The organism is Sphingomonas sp. UV9 (assembly GCF_004101245.1).
In the GTDB taxonomy this organism is placed as follows: Bacteria; Pseudomonadota; Alphaproteobacteria; order Sphingomonadales; family Sphingomonadaceae; genus Sphingomonas.
Map to the genome: position 1 here is coordinate 525,696 of NZ_SCIN01000002.1, position 16,100 is coordinate 541,795.

The 16,100-nt window shown below is 69.9% G+C and carries 14 protein-coding genes; 4 read left to right on the plus strand and 10 right to left on the minus strand.

Translation table 11 applies throughout. The annotated features are described in order from the left end of the window. The first annotated feature begins 35 nt into the window (after positions 1-35). Positions 36-1,124, plus strand: a complete 1,089-nt coding sequence (locus EQZ23_RS08800) for a GNAT family N-acetyltransferase (RefSeq protein WP_128454073.1) — start codon at positions 36-38, stop codon at positions 1,122-1,124. Here EQZ23_RS08800 and EQZ23_RS08805 read toward each other — a convergent pair. From EQZ23_RS08805 to EQZ23_RS08840, 8 genes are all read right to left on the minus strand, one after another. Next, positions 1,114-2,190: a carotenoid 1,2-hydratase gene (locus tag EQZ23_RS08805; RefSeq protein ID WP_128454074.1), complete on the minus strand. Its 1,077-nt coding sequence runs from the start codon at positions 2,188-2,190 to the stop codon at positions 1,114-1,116. The genes EQZ23_RS08800 and EQZ23_RS08805 overlap by 11 nt on opposite strands. Beyond that, positions 2,190-4,748 carry an FtsX-like permease family protein gene (locus tag EQZ23_RS08810; protein ID WP_240663434.1) on the minus strand — a complete coding sequence of 853 codons (2,559 nt, stop codon included), beginning with the start codon at positions 4,746-4,748 and terminating at the stop codon, positions 2,190-2,192. The genes EQZ23_RS08805 and EQZ23_RS08810 overlap by 1 nt, the downstream gene beginning before the upstream one ends. Then, a complete protein-coding gene (locus tag EQZ23_RS08815; RefSeq protein WP_128454075.1) occupies positions 4,738-5,424 on the minus strand; it encodes an ABC transporter ATP-binding protein in 687 nt (228 codons plus the stop codon). Before EQZ23_RS08815 ends, EQZ23_RS08810 begins: the two co-directional genes overlap by 11 nt. 115 nt (positions 5,425-5,539) lie before the next feature. Next, complete coding sequence (locus tag EQZ23_RS08820; RefSeq protein WP_128454076.1) at positions 5,540-5,836, minus strand: putative quinol monooxygenase; 297 nt, start codon at positions 5,834-5,836, stop codon at positions 5,540-5,542. 49 nt (positions 5,837-5,885) lie between these two features. Further along, positions 5,886-9,272 (minus strand): AAA family ATPase, encoded by a 3,387-nt coding sequence (locus tag EQZ23_RS08825; protein ID WP_128454077.1) that lies wholly within the window; start codon positions 9,270-9,272, stop codon positions 5,886-5,888. A 264-nt stretch (positions 9,273-9,536) separates the two neighbouring features. After that, entirely contained in the window at positions 9,537-10,277 is a 741-nt protein-coding gene (locus EQZ23_RS08830; RefSeq protein ID WP_128454078.1) for a thioredoxin domain-containing protein, read from the minus strand. Between the two features lie 38 nt (positions 10,278-10,315). After that, entirely contained in the window at positions 10,316-10,981 is a 666-nt protein-coding gene (locus EQZ23_RS08835; RefSeq protein WP_128454079.1) for a thioredoxin domain-containing protein, read from the minus strand. Beyond that, the gene (locus EQZ23_RS08840; protein WP_128454080.1) at positions 10,981-11,535 is read right to left on the minus strand and encodes a DciA family protein; all 555 of its coding nucleotides are present in this window, start codon (positions 11,533-11,535) and stop codon (positions 10,981-10,983) included. The genes EQZ23_RS08835 and EQZ23_RS08840 overlap by 1 nt, the downstream gene beginning before the upstream one ends. A 59-nt stretch (positions 11,536-11,594) precedes the next feature. On the opposite strand from EQZ23_RS08840, the gene EQZ23_RS08845 reads away from it, so the two are divergent. Next, complete coding sequence (locus tag EQZ23_RS08845; protein WP_128454700.1) at positions 11,595-12,605, plus strand: A/G-specific adenine glycosylase; 1,011 nt, start codon at positions 11,595-11,597, stop codon at positions 12,603-12,605. A gap of 128 nt (positions 12,606-12,733) precedes the next feature. Here the strand turns inward: EQZ23_RS08845 and EQZ23_RS20565 are convergent, their stop codons facing one another. Next, the gene (locus EQZ23_RS20565) at positions 12,734-12,931 is read right to left on the minus strand and encodes a hypothetical protein (RefSeq protein ID WP_346427825.1); all 198 of its coding nucleotides are present in this window, start codon (positions 12,929-12,931) and stop codon (positions 12,734-12,736) included. On the opposite strand from EQZ23_RS20565, the gene EQZ23_RS08850 reads away from it, so the two are divergent. Both EQZ23_RS08850 and nudC read left to right on the plus strand, forming a co-directional pair. Next, positions 12,845-14,005, plus strand: a complete 1,161-nt coding sequence (locus tag EQZ23_RS08850; protein WP_346427817.1) for a serine hydrolase domain-containing protein — start codon at positions 12,845-12,847, stop codon at positions 14,003-14,005. The two genes, EQZ23_RS20565 and EQZ23_RS08850, sit on opposite strands and share 87 nt — an antisense overlap. Then, positions 14,002-14,889, plus strand: a complete 888-nt coding sequence (nudC, locus tag EQZ23_RS08855) for an NAD(+) diphosphatase (RefSeq protein WP_128454082.1) — start codon at positions 14,002-14,004, stop codon at positions 14,887-14,889. Before EQZ23_RS08850 ends, nudC begins: the two co-directional genes overlap by 4 nt. Positions 14,890-14,999: 110 nt before the next feature. On the opposite strand, the gene EQZ23_RS08860 is transcribed toward nudC, so the two are convergent. Next, positions 15,000-15,998 (minus strand): LLM class flavin-dependent oxidoreductase, encoded by a 999-nt coding sequence (locus EQZ23_RS08860; RefSeq protein WP_128454083.1) that lies wholly within the window; start codon positions 15,996-15,998, stop codon positions 15,000-15,002. Positions 15,999-16,100 lie beyond the last annotated feature (102 nt).

Sequence of the window (16,100 nt, forward strand, 5' to 3'; positions counted from 1 at the left end):
TGCAATCGTAACCTTAGGGAGAGTATCGCGGACGGATGTCCAAGCCGATGCTCCTGGCCGACTTCGTGCGGCTGCCGCCCAACGTCCGCGGCGATGTGGTCGAGGGGCTTGCCGCTGCGATCGACATCGTCGCGGAGCGAGGCGCGCAGAGCCACCGTTTCCTCCGCTTCGGCTGGTACGCCGCTGCGCTCGCCGCCTATGGGGGACAGGCGCGGACGCTGGTGGTCGAGCAGGACGACGCGCCCGTCCTGACGCTTCCGTTCGTGCCGCTGGGTCCGCGCATGTTCGGGATGGCGACGATCCCCGGGTGCTACTGGCCGTTCCGCAGCTTCGGCATCGCGCTCGAAGCCGGCGAACCCGCGCTGAAGACCGCGCTGTCGACGCTGGCGAACCACGTCAACGGCCTCAGGATCGGCCCGGTCTACGATACCGATCCCGCCGCCAACACGCTGATCGCCGCTGCCCGCGCGCAAGGCTGGACCGCAATCGATCGCACGATCAGCGACAGCTGGTCGCTCGACGTACCACGCGCGAAAGACGGCCAGCCCTGGCCGCGCAACTCGACGCTACGCAAGAACCGCTTCCACGAAAAGCATCTCGCCGAGCATGGTGCGCTGGACTGGCGTTTCCTGTCGGGAGCGGACTGGCCCGCCGCGTTCGTCGCTCTCGGCACGGTCGAGCAGACGAGCTGGATCGCGCACGCCACCGATCGCACCGGCATGAAGTTCACCGCCGACGGTCATCTCGCCTTTTGGCAGGCTGCGGTCGCCGACCCAGTCCTTGCCGGGATGTTCCGCGCCGCGTTACTTACGGTCGACGATACGCCCGCCGCCTTCTCGTTCGACATCGACACCGGCGAACTGCTGTACGCGATCGCCAACAGCTACGACCCACGCTTCGCCAAGCATTCGCCGGGCAAGCTGCTTTACTGGCGTAACCTGGTCGCGGCTCAAGCGCGCGGAATCCGTCGGGTCGACTGGGGCGGCGGCGACAGCGGCTACAAGCAGGTCATCGGCGCCACGGTCGACGCGCCGATCCGCGACTGGCTGCTATTCCGCCCCGGCCTGCCCGCGCTCGCCGGGCGTCTGTTCGGCTGGGTCTGGCGCCGCAGCGCTACATCCTGAGCGCGCGGTCGTAGCCGGTGAGCTCCAGATAGCCACGCCCGCCGCGCGTTCGTACCGCTCCCTCCCAATAGACCGGCATGCCGCTGCGCCGCGTGTCGAGTTCCTGCGCGGCGAACATCGGCACCAGTCGCCACCGCTGGACGCGACCCTCGGCGCGGACGCTCAACTCCTGCGATACCGGATATACGGCGCCGGTCGCCTTGCTCCGCCACGTCGCGAACGTGCGGAACGCGACGTCACCGGGTGCGAACACCGTCGTCCGGCCGTCGGGGTGACGCAGCGATCCGCCCGCCCACACCGTCCCGCCGCCCTTGCGCCGGATACGGAACGCCATCAGCGCGGAGCCATCGTCGAAGTTGAGCCCGGTCCAGTCCCAGCCCTGTGCAGCCGGCGCGAGATAATCGGACGACCATTCGCGATCGAGCCACGCTTCGCCTGTCACCGGGACCGTCTTGCCGGCACGCGTCACCCGGCCCCGCACACGCAGATGCGGCACCGAATAATAATAGCTCGCCTCGTCGGGACGCGGCCCCTTGCGACTGTAACCGCCGCGACCCTGCGGCAGCGGGGGCTGGGTCGGCTCGAGCGACAGGTCGAGTCCGAAGTCCTGCGCCGTCACGCGCGTCGCCCAGCGCCCATCGCCCGTGCGTCGCAACCGCCAATCGCGGATCGACACATCGGCATCGCCCGTGCGCGCGCCGGCCAGTCCGAAGCCGGCCCGGGCCGCCCGCTCGCTGTGCGACAATTTGCCGGTGGCGGGATCCGACAACGCCGCATGCGCGAACAGCACCTGCCTGGCCGCGAACCGGCTTGGATTGCGTGGATCGACCGGCGGGCGGGTCCGGAAGAACGTCACCTGGAAGCCCAGATCCTTGCCGTCCGAGGTCCGCAACCACCCGGTGAAATACCACCACTCGGTGCGAAACGCGGGATGCGCGCCATGATCGGCGGGAAAGCTGAGCGTGATACCGGGCGCCACCACTGGATAGGAAACGGCCGGGGTGGCGGCAGGCGCGATCGCCGCAACCGCCGCGATCCAGCCAAGCGCAATCCAGGAACGCGACATCACCAATCCTCCCGCACCGATTGCACCGCGCTTTTCGCGGTGGCGCGCCGCCCGGCGAGGACCGCGGTCGCCGCCGCCGCACCGGTCAGCGCCGCGGCCACACCGATCAGCGTGCCGATCGGCACCAGCGTGGTCATCGTCCAGTTGAACGACTGCGGGTTGATCACGTGGATCAGCACCTGGGACAGCAGCAACCCGAGCCCGATCCCGGCCAACGCCCCGGTCAACCCGACGATCGCGCCTTCGGTCGCCAGCATCGTCGTCAATTGTCGCCGGGTCAGTCCGAGATGCCGCAACATCCCGAACTCGCGCTCGCGCGCGATCGTCTGCGCCGACATCGTCGCCGCCACGCCCGCAAGTCCGACCAGGATTGCGACCGCCTCCAACAGGTAGGTCACCGCGAAACTGCGGTCGAAGATCGTCAGCGCGAGCCGCCGCAGCGTCGCCGGTTGGCTCACCTCGACCTGATCGCGCAACCCCGGCGGCAGCTTGGCGGTCATCGCCCGCGCAACCTGAGCAGCATCCCGGCCGGGCGCGATCATCGCGGAAATCTCGTCGCGCGCGTCATCGCCGGTCAGCCGCTGGTAATCGCCCTCGTCGATCAGCACCGCCCCCGCCTGGCGCCCGTAATCGCGCCACACCCCGGCGACCACGAAGTCCGTCGGTCCGGCAATCGGTAGCGTGATGCGCTCGCCGGGGTCCCAGCCATACAGCCGTTGCGCCGGTTCGGAGACCCACACCGGCAACGCAGTCTTGGGGAGCGGCGGACCGGTCTGTATCAGCACCAGCAACGGATCGCGGCCGCCGCGTTCGGGTCGCGCGATCAGGCTCACCGGCGGCCGATCGGCGGTGATGGTCAGCGGGATCTGGCGGCTGAAGGCGAGCCGCTCGATCCCCGGCGTCGTCGCCAGTCGCGTCCGCGTGGCGGGATCGAAACTCGCGCCCGCCGTGGTGCGCAGATACAGGTCTGCGCCCAGTACTTGGTTCAGCCACTCGTCGACCGCGCCGCGAAAGCTCGTCACCATCGTCGCCATCGCGATCATCAGCGCGGTAGAGGCGACGATCCCGCACAGCGCGGTGGCGGCCTCTCCGGGCGCGCCGTGTAGATGCCGCATCGCAAGCAGTCCGGGGACGCTGCCCCGCGTTCGTCTCGCCAGCGGTGTCAGCAGCATGCGTGCGAACCACGGCACGCCGGCGACACCGCCCGCGAGCATCAGCGCCATGCCCGCAAAGCCGAACATTGGCAGGCCGCCGACCGCAGGCAGCATCGCCGCTGCTCCCCCCGCGGCCAGCAACGCGACCGCCGGCCACCACGCCACGCGCCGCCGCGGATCGAGCACGTCGCCCGCGTTCTTCAGCGCGGCGGCAGGCGCCGCGCGTGCCGCGACGCGCGCTGGCAAGGCGCTCCCCAATATCGATGCGAGCAGGCCGAGCGAAAAGAAGCCGAGCGCCGCGAGGGGCTGGATCACGACGTGCGCGGTGGCGCCGCCGAAATACCCGGCGCCCAGATCGCCGCCGAACCAGTGCAGCGCGCCCCACGCCATCGCATACCCGATGACCAGCCCCGCCGATGCGCCGACCAGCCCGATCGCGAGCCCCTCGACGACAACCGCTGCGATGATCCCGCCGCGGGGCATGCCCAGTGTCCGCAGCAACGCGAAGGCACGCTGGCGACGCACCACCGACAGCGACTGCGCCGAATAGACAAGGAACCCGCCGGTCAACAGTGCGACCAGCGCCAGCATGTCGAGATTGACCCGGTACGCGCGCGAGAGCGAGTCGCCCTGCGCGTTCTGAGTCTCGGCGGTCGACAGGATCGCGTCCGCCGGCAACATCGCCTGCAACGCCGTCTCGGCCGCAGCGCGGTCCGACAGCGCCAGATCGAGCCGATCGATCCGGCCGAGACGACCGAAGCGCCACTGCGCCGCGGCGATGTCCATCACGCCGACCGCGACCGCGGCATCGGTCGCCGGCAGGGTGCCCGCGATCCGCAGCGAAACCGACCGCCCGTTCGCCACGACAGTGACCTGGCTGCCTATTTTGCCATCGACCAGTTTGAGCGCGGCGCGCGACAGGAACAGCGTGTCTTCGTCGAAGACGGCGTCGTTGCCCGTGTCCGCACCTTGCGGGCGGGCGCCGATCAGCGAGGGCGTTACGACGGCTGCGCGGACCACGTCGACACCAAGCAGCGTCAGGCGCTTGCTACCGATCCGCGCATCTAGGCGGACGACCGGGCTTGTATCGGCGACACCGTCGATCCGTGCGACACGGGGATAAAGACGTTCGTCGAAGCCGAGCGGACTGGTCGCGCGCACCGAGAGTTCGGCCGCGCCGCTGACGCCGCGCATCGCACCGTCGAACGACGCCAGCGCGGATCCGTTGACCAGGTGGACCGCGAACCCCAGCGCGACTCCGACCGCGATCGCCACCGCGGTCATGACGAAGCGGGCAGGGTGGAATCGCCACTCGCCGGCGATCAACCAGCCCAGCGCCACCCGCGCCGACCAGAGCCGGGGCTCCAGCGGGCGAGGAGCAGCGGGGCGCGCGTCAGCGATCACGGCGCTCCACCAGTCCGTCGCGACCGAGCGTCAGCACGCGATCGGCGATCGCCGCGCTGGCGTCCGAATGCGTCACCATCACGCCTGCCGCCTTGTTGTCGTGCACGGCGTCGGCAAACAGCGACAGCACGCGCGCAGCGGTTTCGGGATCGAGATTGCCGGTCGGCTCGTCCGCCAGGATCAGCGCAGGCCGGTGGACGAGCGCACGGGCGATTGCGACGCGCTGCAACTCGCCGCCCGACAGATCACGCGCATAGCCATCGCCGCGCCCACCTAGCCCTACCGCCTCAAGCATAGCCTCCGCCCGCGTGCTGGCCGCGGCGGCGTCGGGCGAGACCAGCGTCAACGGCAACGCGACATTCTGTTGCAGCGTCAGATAGGGCAGGATGTGGAAGGCCTGGAACACGAAGCCGATCCGCTCGCGCCGCAACCGCGTCCGTGCGGTTTCGTCGAGCGTCCCCACCACCGCCCCATCGATCGCGACGCTCCCTTCGTCGGCCTCGTCGAGCCCGGCGAGGATGTTGAGCAACGTCGATTTCCCGACCCCGGACTCGCCGATGATCGCGACAAGCTCCCCCGCGCGGACATCGAGGTCGAGCCGCTGGAACAGCAACCGGGGGCCGGGGACCGATTTGTCGAGCCCGCGCACCGCGAGAAGGGTCGTACCGCTACGCATTCAGAGTTCCGCCCCTATCCGCCGACCGACCATCGCCCGTCTTGAGCGCGATCACCGGCATGTGTGGATAGCGGACGCCGACATCAATGCGGTCCGTGTTCAGACCATGCCCGTTTCAGCCGACGTCGACGGCCTTCGTAACGATGATCGTCGGTCTGGCGGCAGCGAGGTCGCGCGCGGCGAGGCCGAACGCCTTGAAGTGATCGGACGCCATATGCTGCTGAACCGCGGCGTCGTCGGCGTAGAGCTCATTGAACACGAAGCGGCGTTCGCCTTCGCTCTCTTGCCACAGCTCGTAGTGGAGCACGCCTGGCTCGGCACGTGACGCGGCGACGCAGATTTTTGCCGCCGCGACGAACGCCTCGTCCTGGCCGGGCTTGACGCTAACCAGTGCAACTACCTTGACCGCCATGTTCTCTAATCCTCGCAAAACGGATGATGCCGACGCTTTACCCCAAACATCATCCCGTGGCGATCAGTCCGGTTGCGGCCTGCAGATCGACCGAGACCAGCCGGCTGACCCCGCGTTCGATCATCGTCACGCCGAACAGCCGGTGCATCCGGCTCATCGTGACCGCGTTGTGCGTGACCACGAGGTAGCGCGTGTCGGTGTCGCGGGACATGCGGTCGAGCAGGTCGCAGAAGCGCTCGATATTGGCGTCGTCGAGCGGCGCGTCGACCTCGTCGAGGACGCAGATCGGCGCGGGGTTGGTGAGGAACAGCCCGAAGATCAGCGCGACGGCGGTGAGCGCCTGTTCGCCGCCCGACAACAAGGTGAGCGATTGCAGGCGCTTGCCGGGCGGTTGCACCATGATCTCGAGGCCCGCCTCCAGCGGATCGTCCGAGTCGATCAGTTCGAGATGCGCGCTCCCGCCATCGAACAGCGTGGTGAAGAGCCGCTGGAAATGGCCGTTCACCGCCTCGAACGCGGCGAGCAGGCGCTGGCGGCCCTCGCGGTTGAGGGTTCCGATCGAACCGCGGAGGCGGTTGACGGCCTGGCCGAGTTCGTCGCGTTCGACGGCGTTGCCGCGCGATGCGTCTTCAAGGGCGGCGAGTTCGGTTTCGGCGACGAGATTGACCGGGCCGATGCGTTCGCGGTCGGCGGTGAGGCGGTCGTGCGTCGCCGATTCGTCTGCCGGCGCGCGGACGTCGGCGACTGCGAAGCCGAGGCGTTCGGGGAGGACGGGGGCAGGGCATTGGAAGCGCTCGCCGGAGAGTTTGCCGAGGTCGAGCCGGCGCGCTTCGTGGTTTTCGGCGCGCGCGATCGCGCCGGCGCGGGCTTCGCGGGCCTGGGCGAGCGCTTCGGTGGCGGCGCGGTGCGCGTCGTCGGCGCTGCGGGCGGCGGCTTCGGCGGCGTGTTCGGTGGCGAGCAGCGCGTCGGCGGCGGTGCGGGCGTCGCGGTGTTCGGCGTCGAGCGCGGCGATCTCCGCGTCGAGCGCGGCGGGGCGGCCGGCGATCGCGGCAAGGTCCGCGTCCAGCGTTGTTTCGCGGGCGTCCATGTTGGCGATGCGCTTGGCGGCTTCCCCCGCCCGCGCGCGCCAGCTGCGGGTGTCGGCTTGGGCTGCGGACAGGCGTTCGCGGTGCGTGGCGATCGTGGAATCGAGGCCGATGCGATCGGCGCGCGCCTGTGCGACGGCGGCGCGGCCGCGTTCGGCGTCATATTGAAGCGATGCCACCTGGCGGGCGTTGGCGGTGCCGTCGGGGACGGCGGCCATTGCGGCCTCGGCGCGGGTGCGTTCGGCGTGCGCGTCGGCGACGTCGTCGGCGATGCGGTGCGCGCGGACGTCGAGGTCGGCGCGCTGCGTGGCGAGGCGTTCGAGGGCTGCGGTGGCGCGGTCTTCGTTGCGGGTCGCATCGCGGGTGTCGGTTTCGGCGCGTTGCAGAGTGGCGCGCGCGGTTTGCGACTGGCGGCGGGCGTCCGCGATCTGGTGGTCGACTGTGGCACGCGCGGTTTCGGCTTGGTCTAGCGCGGCGGCGGCGGCGGGGCGTGCGGCCTGGAGCGCGGTCAGGCGGTTGCGACGGACGAGGCGTTCGGCGGCGGCCGCGCCGGTGCCGGTCGCGGTGAAGCCGTCCCAGCGGCGCAAGGTCCCGTCGCGCGTGACGAGCCGCTGGCCGACCGCGAGCGACTGGCCGGCGTCGGTGTCGACGACGAAGACCTGGGCGAGGCGTCGTGCGAGCGCGGGGGGGGCGTCGACATGCGCCGTCAGCGGGTCGGCATCGGCGGGCGCTGCGGGGTCGTCGGCGCGGGGCGTGGCGCCCGCCCAGGCGTCGAGCGCGGTGTCGAGATCGTCGCCGAGCGCGGCGGCGAGCGCGCGCTCATAGCCGGTGGCAGCCGCGACGTGATCGAGCAACCGGTCGCGGCCGGAGCGCTGCGTGGCCTTGGTGAGTGCGGCCGTCTCGCTGTCGATCGCGGCGAGGTCCGCGCGGGCGGTGGCGCGGGCGGTTTCGGCGGCGTCGCGCGCAGCGGTGGCGGCGGCTTCGTCGACGTCGGCGCGGGCGATGGCGTGGCGGGCGGTGTCCGCGGCGGTGGCGGCGGTCCGGCGGGCTTCGGCGGCGGCGTCGCGCTCGGCGATCAGCGGCGCGGTGTCGCCGAGGGTGCGGAGCGCGGCGGCGATCTGTGCGGCGTCGCGATCGGCGCGGTCGGCGCGGGTGCGCGCGGCGGCGAGCGCGGCGCTGGCGACGCGGACCTCGGCGGCGTCGCGCGCCTGCGTAGCCAATGCTTGGGCGAGGGCGACTTCGGCATCGCGGGCGGCGCGTTCCGCGTCGGCGAGCGCCGTGTCGAGAGCGGGGGTCGCCGCGTTGGTGTCGGCGATCGCGGTGTCGAGTGCCTTGGCCTCATCGGCAAGGCGGGCGAGGGCTGCGGCGGCATCGTTCGCGAGCGAGCCTTCGCGGGCGCGGTCGTCGGCGATGCGGGCGCGGGCGTCGCTGAGGTCGGCGATCCGGCGCGCGATGGCGGTCTTTTCGGCGGTGAGCGTCGCGAGGCGGTGCGCGAGCTCGCCGACATGATCGCGTGCGGCAAGCGCGGCGGTGCGGGCGGTGGCGACGGCTTCGACCGCGCGGTGTTGGTCCTTTGCCGCGGCGCGCTCGGTGTCGGTGGCGGCGCGGACCCGTGCTTCGGCGGCGGCGGCTTCGGCCTTGGCGGCATCGGCGGCGGTGGCGGCGTCGCGCCAGCGGGCGAAGAGCGTACGCGCTTCGGCGACGCGGATCTGCGCGGAGATCACCCGGTAGCGTTCGGCGGCGCGCGCCTGTCGCTTGAGCGTCGCGGCGCGCGCGTCCTGATCCGAGATGATCTCGTCGAGCTTGGCGAGATTGGCTTCGGTCGCGCGCAGCTTGCCCTCGGCATCCTTGCGGCGGACGTGGAGCCCGGCGATTCCCGCGGCGTCCTCGAGCATCGCGCGGCGGTCGGCGGGCTTGGCGGCGATGACCGCGCCGATCCGGCCCTGGCTGACGAGCGCGGGGCTGTGCGCGCCGGTGGCGGCGTCGGCGAAGAGGAGGCCGACGTCCTTCGCGCGGACGTCGCGGCCGTCGATCCGGTAGGCGGAGCCAGCGCCGCGCTCGATCCGGCGAACGATCTCGCGTTCGTCGCCCGCCACCTCGGCGAGGATCGAGACTTCGGCGAAGTCGCGCGGCGGGCGGGTCGCGGTGCCGGCGAAGATGACGTCGTCCATGCCGGCGCCGCGGAGCGACTTGGCGCTGGCCTCGCCCATCGTCCAGCGCATCGCCTCCAGCAGGTTGGATTTGCCGCAGCCGTTCGGGCCGACGACGCCGGTCAGGCCGGGTTCGATGCGCAGGTCGGCAGGGTCGACGAAGCTCTTGAACCCGGTGATGCGGAGGCGTTTGATCTGCATTCCGGCGCCTCCCCGACGGTTAGGGTGTCGATCCTAGTCCCGGCCGCGGCGCCGGTGTTTGCCCGCGAAGGCGGGGATCCAGACTGGGCTCCCGCCTTCGCTGGCGAACAGTGAGGGTGCGCTAGGTCAACGCGCGTTGCTCCCCCCCGGCGGAGGCCGGGGCCCAATTGGGGGACGGTGCTAACGGAGGTCGCGCTTCGTTATATCCACCTTTCCAATTGGGCCCCGGCCTTCGCCGGGGTGGTGCGTCGCGCGGGGGGGGGCTTACGCCCCCGCCGCCTTCAGCGCCTTCTCCATCTGGTCCCAGCTCACGACCTGGTCGAGCTTCTTGTCGTTGATCAGGAAGGTCGGCGTGCCCGTCACGGTGCCGGCCTGCATCGCATTTTCGGTCGGCTTGGCCATCACCTCGAGCTGCTTCTGGTCGGCGAGGCAGGCGCGCGCCTTGGCTTCGGGAATGCCGCGCTGCTTGACGAAATCGATCGCGCCCATCTGCTCGGCGAGCTTGGTGGCGACCACCGTCGGCGGCTGGTTGGCGAGGCCCTGCTGCTGCGCGGGCGTCATCGCCTGGAGCTTGTCGAGAAAGGCGATCTGGTTGCCGTACATCTGTTCGAGCAGCGGGAAGAACGGCGCGACGCCGCCGCACTGGCCGAGCAACGTCAGCGCCACATCGGGTGCGCCGTGGACGAGGAAGTCGCGGAATTCGAAGCTCACCTTACCGGTCGAGACGTATTTCTCGGTCAGCGGCTTGTACGACTCGCGCGCGAACGCGCCGCAGGTCGGGCACGAGCGCGCGCCATATTCGACGAGCTTGATGGGCGCGTTCGGGTTGCCCATCAGATAGCCTTCGGAGGTCTTTACCACCGTCTCGGTCCAGTTCTGGCCGGCGGGGGCGGCGGCGGCTGCAACGGGCGCGGCGGCGGGCGCGTCGACATTGGCGGTCGAATCATTCTTCGAGCAGGCGGCGAGCGCGAGCGGCAGGACGGCGAGCGTGGTCAGGAACTTCATCGGGTTACTCCAGTGTCTCACGTGAAATAGCGGGGAATTTAGCGGGCGCCGGCCTTGCGGAGCGCGGGTTCGAGCTGCTCCCAGCCGACATGGGGCACGATCTTGCCGTTGACGTAGAAGGTCGGCGTCGAATCGATTTCCTTGGGCGCGTCGGCGGTCAGTTTGACGATGCGGTCGATCTCGGGCTGGTTGGCGAAGCACGCGTCGATCGCCGCGTCGGACAGGCCGCGTGCCTTGACGAGCGCGGTTAGGCCCGAGCCGTCGGCGTTGGCGCGGATCTGCGCGGCGGTCGGGTACATGGCGAGGCGGGCGGCGTTCCCCTGCTGATACTCGATGCCGCGTTGCAGCCATTGCGGCTGCGCGGCGAAGATCGCCGACGAGGTCGCGGCGAACCCCTTGGCGCCGGCGCAGCGCGCGAGGATCGCGGCGGCGAGATCGAGCCGGTCGCGGATGAAGCTGTGGAATTCGAGGCTGGTCGAGCCCGAGGCGATCATCTGGCGCTTCAGCACAGGCTCCGACTTCACCGAGAAATCGGCGCAGTGCGAGCAGGTGTAGCTGCCATATTCGACCAGCTTCACGCGCGCGGCGGGGTTGCCGATCAGGTACGCACCCGAGGGTAGAATACGCGCGGTCTGCGACCAGTCGCGCTTGGGGGCGGCGCCGGTGAGCAGGCACAAGGCTAGGAAAGCGAAGAGGACGCGCATCAGGTGATCCTGGGAAGGCCGTGCGTCGAGGCGACTCCGGCGGCGAGGGATTCGAGGACGGCGCGCAGTTCCGGATCGGCGATGCCCTTCAGGCTCTGGCCGAGATCGACGGGAACCGGGCGGACCGAGGGCGGCGCTTTCCGCGGCACGGGGGCGGCGACTTCGCCCTGCCGGATCGCGACCTTCACGATCGCGGCGTAACCGAAGAAGCGGTTCACGCGCTCGATGATCTCAGGGGCGATGTGCTGCATCATCGGGGCATGCGCGCCGCGGACGGTGAGGGTCAGGACACCGTCCTGCTTCTTGCCGACCGGGAAGCGGATCGATTCGGGGATGCTCGCGCCCGCCAGTTTCGCGCCGACGATGTCGGGCCAGCGGCTGACGATCGACGACTGGACGAAGCCGAATCGCCGGAACGCCGCGCCGCCGATCGCGGGCAACAGCTCGGCGACCGCGCGCGAGCGGTTTTCCCGCGGGGCGTCCGGGTCGGTCTTGCCTTTCACGCGGCGCTTGGGCGTCGCAGCTTTGGGCAGGGAAACGGGCGGCTTGCTCATCTGCGAACCCATGCCATAGGCGACGCGTGAACGCCAAGCGCTCTTCGGTCTCGACGGCCCTGCTCGACTGGTATGACGCGCATCGCCGCGATCTGCCGTGGCGGGCCAAGCCCGGCGAGGCGGTCGATCCGTACCGGGTGTGGCTGTCCGAGGTGATGTTGCAGCAGACGACGGTCGCCGCAGTGACTCCGCGGTTCCTGGCGTGGACCGAGCGGTGGCCGGATTTCGCAAGGCTGGCGGCGGCGGACGATGCCGATGTGATGGCCGCGTGGGCTGGGCTCGGCTATTATGCGCGGGCGCGCAACCTGGTGAAGGCGGCGAAGGCCGTTGTCGCCGAACATGGCGGCGTGTTTCCGGGGACCGAGGCCGAATTGCGCGCACTGCCGGGGCTGGGCGCGTATACCGCGGCGGCGGTGGCGGCGATCGCGTTCGGCGAGCGCGCGGTGGTGGTCGATGCGAATGTCGAGCGGGTGGTCGCGCGGCTGTTCGCGATCGAAACGCCGTTGCCGGCGGCGCGGCCGGCGATTCGGCGCGCGGCTGATTCGATCACGCCCGATCCCCGCGCGGGGGATTTCGCGCAGGCGATGATGGATCTGGGCTCGGGGATCTGCACGACGCGCAGTCCGAAATGCCTGCTCTGCCCGATCCGCGAGCATTGCGAGGGGTTCAGGCAGGGCGCGCCCGAGCGGTTGCCGGTCAAGGCGAAGAAGGCGGCCAAGCCGCAGCGCTTCGGCACGATCTTCTGGCTGGAGCGAGCGGGGCAGGTGCTGTTGGTGCGGCGGCCCGATACGGGGCTGCTCGGTGGGATGCGCGCGTTTCCGACGGGGCCGTGGGGCGACGGCCCACCGGGGTTCGAGGACGCGCCGGCACAGGCGGACTGGCGGATGCTGGGCGCGACCGTCGCGCACGGATTTACCCATTTCGATCTGCAACTGACGCTTGCGGTGGCGACGGTCGAGGCGCATCAACCTCGCGTTCCAGCCGGAAGCGAATGGTGGCCGATCGACGACCTGGATAGCGCCGGGCTGCCGACCGTGTTCGCCAAAGCCGGCAAAGCCATACGCAACTAGGCCAAACGGAGAGCTGCATGAAACTGGTGCACTGGATTTCGACGGGCGGCCTCGCCGCGCTGGCTGCTGCTACGGCCTACGCCCAGCAGGCGCAGCCCCGACCGCAGATATCCTCCAGCCCGCGCGTCTCAAGCGTAAAGTCTGGCGACATCGTCGTCACTGAAATGCCAGGCGATCCAGCGCGCGCCGCGTTGCCAAACGTCGAGCGCTTGTTCGATGGATATGTTCGGAACGGAGCGATGCCAGGCATCGTAGGCGCCTTTGGCTTTGGTGAACGACCGACCCTGTTCCTTGCCAGCGGCACCATAGCCGATGGCGAAAAACAACCCTTCGCCGGCCCCGACTCGCTGTGGCGGGTCTACTCCATGAGCAAGCCGATCACCGGCATGGCGGCGATGATGCTGATCGAGGATGGCAAGCTCAACCTCGACGATCCGGTCAGCAAGTATATCCCGGCGTTCAAGGACATGAAGGTCGCGACCAGCCCCGACACGTCGCTCGCCACGCGGCCGGCGACGCGGCCGATCACGATCCGCAACCTGCTGACGCATACCGCAGGGCTCGGCTACACGATCGTCACCAAGGGGCCGCTGCTGAAGGAGTATGAGCGGCTCGGTATCCTGCCGCTGTCGGTCAGCGCGGCGATGGAAGAGAAGATGCGGCCCGTGCGGCCGAAATCGCTCGAGGAATTCGCAAACCGCGTGGCCACGCTGCCGCTGATCGCGGAGCCGGGAACCAAGTGGAGCTATTCGATCGGGCTCGACGTGATGGGCCGCGTGATCGAGGTCGCGAGCGGCATGAGCTTCGAGCGGTTCGTGCAGACGCGATTGTTCGATCCGCTCAAGATGAAGTCGAGCTTCTGGCAGGTGCCGCAGAGCGAGATCGGGCGACTTGCGACCAACTACGCGTTCGTCGGCGATACGCGGACGCCGCTCGATCCGGCGGCGAACTCGGTGTTCGCGCAGAGGCCGAGCTTTCCGTACGGCGGCGCTGGCCTCGTGATGTCGGCGCGTGATTACGACCGGTTCCTGCACATGATCCAGGACGGCGGCACGCTCGACGGTGTGCGCGTGATGAGGCCCGAGACGATCGCGCTCGCGACGTCGAACCTGTTGCCCACGGGCGTGACCTATGGTGGCGTGAGCAGCGGTACCGGCGGTACGAAGGGGAGCAACATGGGCTTCGGCGCGGGCGGATCGGTGGTGCTGGAAACGACGCCGAACGGTCCGGGCAAGGGCACCTATGCCTGGGGCGGCGCGGCGGGGACGATCGCGTGGGTCGATCCGCTGAAGCATTCGCGCGGTACCGTGATGGTCAATTACTTCCCGGCAGACCGCATTCCCCTGCGCGAACAGGTGGTCGCAGCGCTCATGCAGGATGCGGCGAGGTTGCGCCGATGAGCGTGAAGGAGGCGCCGGGCTTCACCGGCGGGACGCTCGACCGGGTCGATGCGATGCGGCACGACCCGGAAGCGCTGGCGGCGGCGCGTTGCGACTGGCGCGCGCGGCTGCTGGTGCTCGACGGGTTGCTGCCGGGGGTGACCGACGACGGGCGGCTGGCGTGGACGTCGATGGTGGACTTGCCCGACGATGCCGCGCCGATCCTGCTTGGGCTGGACGAGAGCGGGCGGCCGCACTTCGCGGCATTGCTGGCGGGGATGCGCGTCGATACCGCGCCGGCGATGCGTTCGCCCGCGCTGATGGCGGTGCTGGCGTCGCTCGCGCCGGGTGAGGCGGCGACCTACGCGGGCGCGCGGAGTGTGATCGACTGGCATGTGCGGCATGGCTTTTGCGCGAAATGCGGGTCGCCGACCGACGTGTTTCGAGCCGGATGGGCGCGGAAGTGCCCGAACTGCGCGGCCGAGCATTTTCCGCGCGTCGATCCGGTGGTGATCATGATCGCCGAGCATGACGGGCGCGCGCTACTCGGGCGCGGCAAGGGGTGGCCGCCGGGGCGCTATTCGGCGCTGGCCGGGTTCCTCGAGCCGGGCGAGTCGATGGAGGAAGCGGTCGCGCGCGAGATCGTCGAGGAGGCGGGCGTCCGGGTCGGCAAGGTACGCTATATCGCGAGCCAGCCCTGGCCATTCCCGTCGTCGCTGATGATGGCGTGCGTCGCGGAGGCCGAGGACGACGCGATCACGCTCGATACCAACGAGCTGGAGGACGCGATGTGGGTGCCGCGCGAGATGGTGCGCGCGGTGCTGCGGGGGGAGGAGGGACCGTTCCTGCCGCCGCCGCCTTATGCGATTGCGTATACGTTGTTGAGGGAATGGGCGGGGGAGTAGGTCGCCCCTTCCCGTCATCCTGACGAACGTCAGGACCCAGGGTTACGAACGCCGTCCTGCTTGGCTCTGGGTCCTGACTTTCGTCAGGATGACGGAATAGAAGAGCGGACCTACGCCGCGATCTTGAGGTCCTGCATCACGTCGGCGGTGATCGACAGGCTCCGCTTTCTAGCCTCGTGATCGTAGATCGCGCTGGTCACCATGACCTCGTCCACGCCGGTCCGCGCGACGAACGCGGCGATGCCGCGGGCGACCTTGGCCGGGCTGCCGACCGCCGAGCATTGCAGGACGTGATCGAGGATCTGGTTGCCCTGCGCGCCGAGCGACTCGCGGTAGCCGGCGAGCGGCGGCTTCATCTTGCCCGGATTGCCGGTGCGCAGCGCCACGAACGACTGCTGCTGCGAACTGGCGAGCAGTTCAGCCTCGGCGTCGGTTTCGGCCGCGAACACGTTGAAGCCGGCCATCACGTGCGGCTTGGCCAAGCGCGCGGACGGGCGGAAATCGCGGCGGTAGATCGCGAGCGCGGCGTCGAGCGCGTCCGGCGCGAAATGCGAGGCGAAAGCGTAGGGCAGGCCCAGCGCGGCCGCCAATTGCGCGCCGAACGTGCTGGAGCCGAGGATCCACATGTCCACTTCCGCGCCCGCGCCGGGGGTCGCGACGATGCCGGTCTGGCCGTCGTTCGCGAAGTAGCTCTGCAGCTCCATCACGTCCTGCGGGAAGGCGTTGGCGTCGGTTTCCAGCGTGCGGCGCATCGCGCGCGCGACACGCTGGTCCGAACCGGGCGCGCGGCCGAGGCCGAGATCGATGCGGCCGGGGAACAGCGCATCGAGCGTACCGAACTGCTCGGCGATCGTCAGCGGCGCATGGTTGGGGAGCATGATGCCGCCCGAACCCACGCGGATGGTCTTCGTGGCTGCCGCGATGTGCGCGATCACGACCGCGGTCGCGGCCGACGCGATGCCGGTCATGCCGTGATGTTCGGCGACCCAGTAGCGCTGGAAGCCGATGCTTTCGGCGTGGCGCGCCAGATCGGCGGCGTTGGCGAGCGATTGGGATACGGTGCCGCCTTCGACGACGGGGACGAGATCGAGCAAGGAATAGCGTGTCATCCGTCGGATATAGGTACCGAACGGTAGCTTATCCACCCTCGATGCCGATGATCGCGCTTTTCCTTGCCAGGGTCGCAGCCCATCCGGCTTGTCGCCACGTGC